We start from the raw sequence: 5,941 nt of genomic DNA on the forward strand, positions 1-5,941 counted from the left end.
GACCACAGCAACTGGAACTGCGCTAGAGCGCAGCTTGAAGCGAGACCGGCTAATAGTGATAGCAGGTCTTTCTTCTGTCGTTGTTCTCGCTGCGATTTATACCCTGCTCGGGGTCGGCATGCCCATGTCGGCTATTACTATGACACAGATGGCCATTGAAATGCCGGGCATGATGATGGCATCCGCAGAATGGACACCTGGTTATGCGTTAATGGTCTTCCTGATGTGGTGGGTCATGATGATTGCTATGATGGTGCCAAGCGCGGCTCCCACGGTGTTGTTCTATGCTGCACTTGCAAGGAAAAACAAAAACGCGAAGGTGCTGTCAGACGAATTCGAACTCGTCTCTGGTAGGCCAGTGACGCTGTCCTTTATCCCGCGCCAAGTTCGCGCCACTCGGCAAGAGCGGCGCTGCGTGTCAGCTTGAAGGTGTCTCGGCTGGTTAGCGATCTTTCCTGGTTGAAGTGGTTGTAGACGGAGAAATGGACGGAGGCGAATTTCTGTAAACTTCGTATGCGCCTGAAGCGTTGCATGGCGCGTTCTCTTCGTCGGAACGGCAGGTGCGAATTCTCAACGCGGTTGTTGAGCCACCTACCCGTCTGTTGTTTTTCGAGAGCACCCAAATCTCTGAGCGCAGCCTTGTAGGAAGCGAACCGATCTGTGACGATCTCTTCGGCGCAACCATGACGCTTCAATAATTTCTTGAGGAATTTCAGTGCTGCAACCTTGTTTCGACGTTTGGTAACAACGGCTTCCAGCACCTCTCCTTCGTGATCCACAGCTCGCCAGAGATAGTGGCGTTTGCCATTCACCTTCACAAAGACCTCGTCCACATGCCACTTCCATTTCGAGTATGCACGAAGTTGCTGAACACGCTTTCTTCGGATCTCTGATGCGAACATCGGGCCAAACCTGTTCCACCAATAGCGGACGGTTTCATGGCTGACATCGATCCCGCGTTCATGCAGCAGATCTTCGACATTCCGAAGCGAGAGCGGAAATCGGATGTACAGCATCACCGCAAGGCGGATAATCTCAGGGCTGGTTTTGAAGTACTTGAAGGTGGCAGGTTTGGTCATTCCTAAATGCTATGCAACCGCCCTGCCCCGCTCAAGCAAAGTTCTTCTGACAAGACCATACGAGAAATACCGTCTCCGGGTGGCGTCTCCGCACGTTGGAACACGGCGCAAACCCCCGGAATAACGGGACAAAATCCGGAACTCACATTAATGTCTTACGATGAATTGGGTGTGTGGCGGTGCTGTCAGACGAATTCGAACTCGTCTCTGGTAGGCCAGCGACGCTGTCCTTTACTCCATGCCAAGTTCGCGCCACTCGGCAAGAGCGGCGGATCGTGTCAGCTTGAAGGTGTCTCGGCTGGCGAGCGATCTTTCCTGGTTGAAGTGGTTATAGACAGAGGAATGGACGGAGGCGAATTTCTGCAAACTTCGCATGCGCCTGAAACGCTGCATGGCGCGTTCTCGTCGTCGGAACGGCAGATGAGAATTCTCAACGCGGTTGTTGAGCCATCTGCGCGTCATTTGCTTTTCCAACGCACCCATTTCTCTGAGCGCAGCCTTGTAGGATGCGAAGCGATCTGTGACTACTTCTTCAGCTTTGCCGTGCCGCTTCATTAATTTCCTGAGGAATTTCAGTGCTGCAGCTTTGTTTCGGCGTTTGGTGACAACGGCTTCCGGCACCTCGCCTTCGTGATCAACAGCCCGCCACAGATAATGTCGCTTGCCATTTACCTTCACAAAAACCTCGTCGACGTGCCACTTCCATTTCGAGAATGCACGAAGTTGCTGGACCCGTTTGCGTCTAATCTCAGAAGCAAACATTGGGCCGAACCTGTTCCACCAGTATCGGACGGTTTCGTGGCTCACGTCGATGCCTCGCTCATGCAGCAGATCTTCGACATTCCGAAGCGAAAGCGGAAATCGGACATAAAGCATCACGGCGAGGCGGATGATCTCGGGACTGGTCTTAAAGTACTTGAAGGAGGCAGGTTTGGTCATTCCCAAACGCTACGCATACCCCCTGCCCCGCTCAAGCAAAGTTCTTCTGACAAGACCGTTGGTAGTATATGACGACGCTCGGGCAGCAACGCTGCCCGAGCGTCTCGTTCGCTTAATTCAACAGGTCGAAGCGATCAGCGTTCATTACTTTGGTCCATGCCGCTACGAAGTCGCGTACGAATTTCTCGGCGTTGTCGTCCTGCGCATAAACCTCGGCGTACGCACGAAGTATCGAGTTTGAACCGAAAACGAGGTCCGTGCTGGTTGCTGTCCATTTGACATCTCCTGTCGCACGATCGCGGATTTCGTAAGTGCCATCTTCCAGCGAATGCCAGCTATACGCCATATCAGTCAGGTTGACGAAAAAGTCATTCGTTAGCTGGCCTTCACGGTCAGTGAATACACCGAGCTTGGAACCGCCATGGTTGGTTCCCAGCATGCGCATACCGCCCACCAGTACGGTCATCTCGGCGGCCGTCAGCCCTAGGAGCTGCGCTTTGTCGAGCAACAGTTCTTCGGGTGCAACTGCGTATTCTTCCTTCTGCCAATTACGAAACCCGCAAGCGAGGGGCTCGAGTACATCAAAGCTACTGGCGTCTGTTTGATCATCGGAAGCGTCGCCGCGACCCGGAGAGAAAGGCACTTTCACATCATGACCCGCAGCCTTGATGGATTGTTCAAGGCCCACATTGCCGGCCAGCACAATGACATCGGCCACCGATGCGCCCGTCTCTGCCGCGATCGGCTCCAGAACATCCAGAACTTTCGCCAGACGCTCGGGCTCGTTGGCGACCCAGTCTTTCTGAGGTGCCAGCCTGATGCGTGCGCCATTCGCGCCGCCACGCTTGTCGGACCCGCGGAAGGTACGGGCGCTGTCCCACGCCGTAGCGATCATGTCCGCCGCCGAAAGTCCGCTCGCTTCGATCTTCGCCCTCACGACACCCGTGTCATAGGATGTGGGGCCAGACGGGACGGGATCTTGCCAAATCAGTTCCTCAGCCGGAACATCCGGGCCGTAATAGTTGGCTCTCGGCCCCATGTCACGGTGCGTCAGTTTAAACCAAGCCCGACCGAATGTGTCTGCGAAGTACTCCGGATCAGCTCGGAACTTCTGGCAGATTTCGTTATAGACAGGATCGACCTTCATCGCCATGTCAGCATCGGTCATCATCGGCGTACGGTGAACAGAAGGATCTGTTGGGTCAACCGGCATCTCATCTTCGGGCATATCAACGGGCTTCCACTGGTTGGCTCCGGCGGGCGACTTGGTCAACTCCCATTCGTAGCCAAACAGGTAGTCAAAATAGCCCATATCCCATTGAGTTGGGTTCTTGGTCCAAGCACCTTCGATTCCTGAAGTGAAGGCATTAGTCGCCTTCCCATCCATACCGGGATTGCTCCAACCAAGCCCTTGTGCATGAACCGGACAACCTTCAGGTTCTGCGCCAATATGGGCATGATCACCTCCACCGTGAGCTTTGCCAACGGTGTGACCTCCACAGGTTAGCGCCGCAGTTTCCTCATCGTTCATCGCCATACGAGCAAAAGTTTCGCGCACATGTAGAGCTGTACGGGCCGGGTCCGGGTTACCGTTAACGCCCTCTGGGTTCACATAGATCAGCCCCATGTGAACCGCAGCGAGCGGATTGTAGAGCGTCGACGTATCATCTAGGTCAGCATAGCGGTTTTCCGACGGCGCGAGCCATTCGTCTTCCGCACCCCAGTTCACGTCCTGCTCTGGGCCCCATATGTCTTCGCGACCAAACCCAAACCCGAAGGTTCTAAGCCCCATCGATTCATAAGCCATGTTGCCAGCCAGGATGATGAGGTCAGCCCAGCTGAGTGCATTTCCATACTTCTTCTTCACCGGCCAGAGCAGTCGGCGTGCCTTGTCGAGGCTGGCATTGTCCGGCCACGAGTTTAGAGGCGCGAAGCGGATATTGCCCGACCCAGCGCCGCCGCGACCATCGCCCATTCGATAGGAGCCAGCGGAATGCCACGCGAGCCGGATCATCAGGCCGCCGTAATGTCCCCAGTCAGCAGGCCACCAGCTCTGGCTTTCCGTCATCAGAGCTTTGACGTCAGCTTTCACACCCTCGTAGTCCAGCGCCTTCACCGCGTTACGATGGTCGTAGTCCTGATCCATCGGGTTTGTACGCGCACCGTGCTGATGCAAAATGTCCAGATTTAGAGTTTTCGGCCACCACTTAGTGACGCTATTGCCTAGTTCGGTGTTTCCACCATGTGTTACAGGACATCCGCCAGCAGGATCGATATTATTGCCGTCCATAGTTCTCTCCCGACAGTTAAATTGCTTGGAGCGCAAAGCTCGGTCTACAACTAGAACAATTCTAATCATGGTGCGCAATAAACTCCAATTGGATATCCAAAAGGTTCTGATAAGCTGTACTAATGATAGCGGTGACCCTAAAACAACTTTGGTACTTCGACTCCCTGGCTAAGCAACGAAACTTTGGTCGAGCTGCAAAAGCCTGCTCTATCTCGCAACCTGCGTTGTCTCTGCAGATAAAGGAGTTGGAAGCACAGTTCGGCGCTCCCCTGTTAGAACGACTGCCCCGAGACGTCCGCCTTACTCCACTTGGCGAAGATTTGCTCGAAAAGGCGCGTCAAATTCTGTTTGCGGTAGACGAACTAGAAGAACTTGTACGCGCATCGGAAGAACCGCTGGCGGGGAACTTGCGACTTGGAATCATACCCACAGTCGCGCCCTATTTTCTGCCGACGATAATCACCGCTATAAAACGCGAATTTCCGAAACTCGACCTACATCTCCGCGAGGCGGTGACGGCAACCCTATTAGCGGAAATCCAAGAGGGCCGTATCGATATCGCGGTTGTGGCCCTGCCGATCTCGGAACCTGCGCTGACGGAATATGCTCTTTTCGAAGAGGATTTTGTGCTAGTCCGCATCGCACAGGACGCAGACAAGCCAGTCCCAAGCCCACAGACACTGCGAACTATGCGCCTGCTGTTGTTAGAAGAGGGACACTGCTTTCGCGATCAAGCACTTTCGTTCTGTCAGTTTGGTGAAAATAGGCCCAGTGAATTAATGGAGGGGAGCTCCCTATCAACGCTTGTTCAAATGGTCGGTGCTGGTATGGGTGTAACGCTAATTCCGGAAATGGCAGTTGAGTTAGAGACGCGATCTGCCGATGTGTCCGTTGCTCGGTTCACCCGCTCTCGCCCGTCGCGTACAATTGGCTTGGTTTGGAGGAAAACAAACCCGCTATCTGATCAACTAATGCAAATTGGTGCTGTAATACGCGCCTCCAAGGATAATTAAGCCTGAAACACTGGGCTAAATATTTTGCAGAGATGTCGGACTGCGAATGTGTTGCCTGGCATTGCTTGTGCCCTCGTACAACCTGATCCTTAACTGTTCGATTGATAAATCGCTATCGGTAATACCAGAAACAACAGAACAACCGTCGCGATAAACGTCATCTTGTTCGCAAGCGGACGAACCTTAGCAGCAAGTGCAATGAATGCCGGACTAGGTTTTCGACCCTCCGAGTCTGATCATAGTGGAGCACCTTTTGAAGCCGGGTTCCCGCTTAATCGAGGTTCCTCTGACAAGAACTGATGGCAACTGGGTCGAACATGTTCTAAGAACAATCTTGGCCTCCAAAAATGAGCGACATGCGACGCCGTGAACAACTATCGGACTGATCTCATCGGCATACGTACGCGCTGGGCAAAACAATCGCCGACGATGCGCGGCATTCCGATCATCAAATACACCGCGTGCCGAGTGTCCCCCGGCGGATCGCTTTGTGTGAACCGACGGGGAACCTTCTGTTCAGTTTTCGGATGATTACTTATCCCGAAGACTCGATTTTGATTTTCTTTGCTTTCGCCACCTGCTCGGGTGGTTTTGGAATCGTAACGGTCAGCACGCCGTCC

5 protein-coding genes are annotated in these 5,941 nt (G+C 53.7%); 2 read left to right on the plus strand and 3 right to left on the minus strand.

The features are described 5' to 3' along the window. Window positions 1-427, plus strand: a 427-nt coding sequence (locus tag AC2FNV_RS23230; RefSeq protein ID WP_496774676.1) for a copper chaperone, incomplete at its 5' end; no start/stop codon positions are given. On the opposite strand, the gene AC2FNV_RS23235 is transcribed toward AC2FNV_RS23230, so the two are convergent. From AC2FNV_RS23235 to katG, 3 genes are all read right to left on the minus strand, one after another. Further along, window positions 372-1,079, minus strand: a complete 708-nt coding sequence (locus tag AC2FNV_RS23235) for an IS6 family transposase (RefSeq protein WP_170611262.1) — start codon at window positions 1,077-1,079, stop codon at window positions 372-374. The genes AC2FNV_RS23230 and AC2FNV_RS23235 overlap by 56 nt on opposite strands. A 231-nt stretch (window positions 1,080-1,310) precedes the next feature. Further along, window positions 1,311-2,018 (minus strand): IS6 family transposase, encoded by a 708-nt coding sequence (locus AC2FNV_RS23240; RefSeq protein ID WP_496774679.1) that lies wholly within the window; start codon window positions 2,016-2,018, stop codon window positions 1,311-1,313. Between the two features lie 112 nt (window positions 2,019-2,130). Further along, a complete protein-coding gene (gene katG, locus AC2FNV_RS23245; protein ID WP_170611247.1) occupies window positions 2,131-4,308 on the minus strand; it encodes a catalase/peroxidase HPI in 2,178 nt (725 codons plus the stop codon). A 122-nt stretch (window positions 4,309-4,430) separates the two neighbouring features. Between katG and AC2FNV_RS23250 the strand changes: the two genes are divergently transcribed. After that, entirely contained in the window at window positions 4,431-5,321 is an 891-nt protein-coding gene (locus tag AC2FNV_RS23250) for a hydrogen peroxide-inducible genes activator (RefSeq protein WP_170611250.1), read from the plus strand. Window positions 5,322-5,941: the final 620 nt, after the last annotated feature.

The organism is Ruegeria sp. BHSA163 (assembly GCF_059613365.1).

Coding starts and splice junctions, on each gene's coding strand:
- AC2FNV_RS23235 (WP_170611262.1), bottom strand. CDS start 1,079: ATGACCAAACCTGCCACCTTCAAGTACTTCAAAACCAGCCCTGAGATT.
- AC2FNV_RS23240 (WP_496774679.1), bottom strand. CDS start 2,018: ATGACCAAACCTGCCTCCTTCAAGTACTTTAAGACCAGTCCCGAGATC.
- katG (WP_170611247.1), bottom strand. CDS start 4,308: ATGGACGGCAATAATATCGATCCTGCTGGCGGATGTCCTGTAACACAT.
- AC2FNV_RS23250 (WP_170611250.1), top strand. CDS start 4,431: ATGATAGCGGTGACCCTAAAACAACTTTGGTACTTCGACTCCCTGGCT.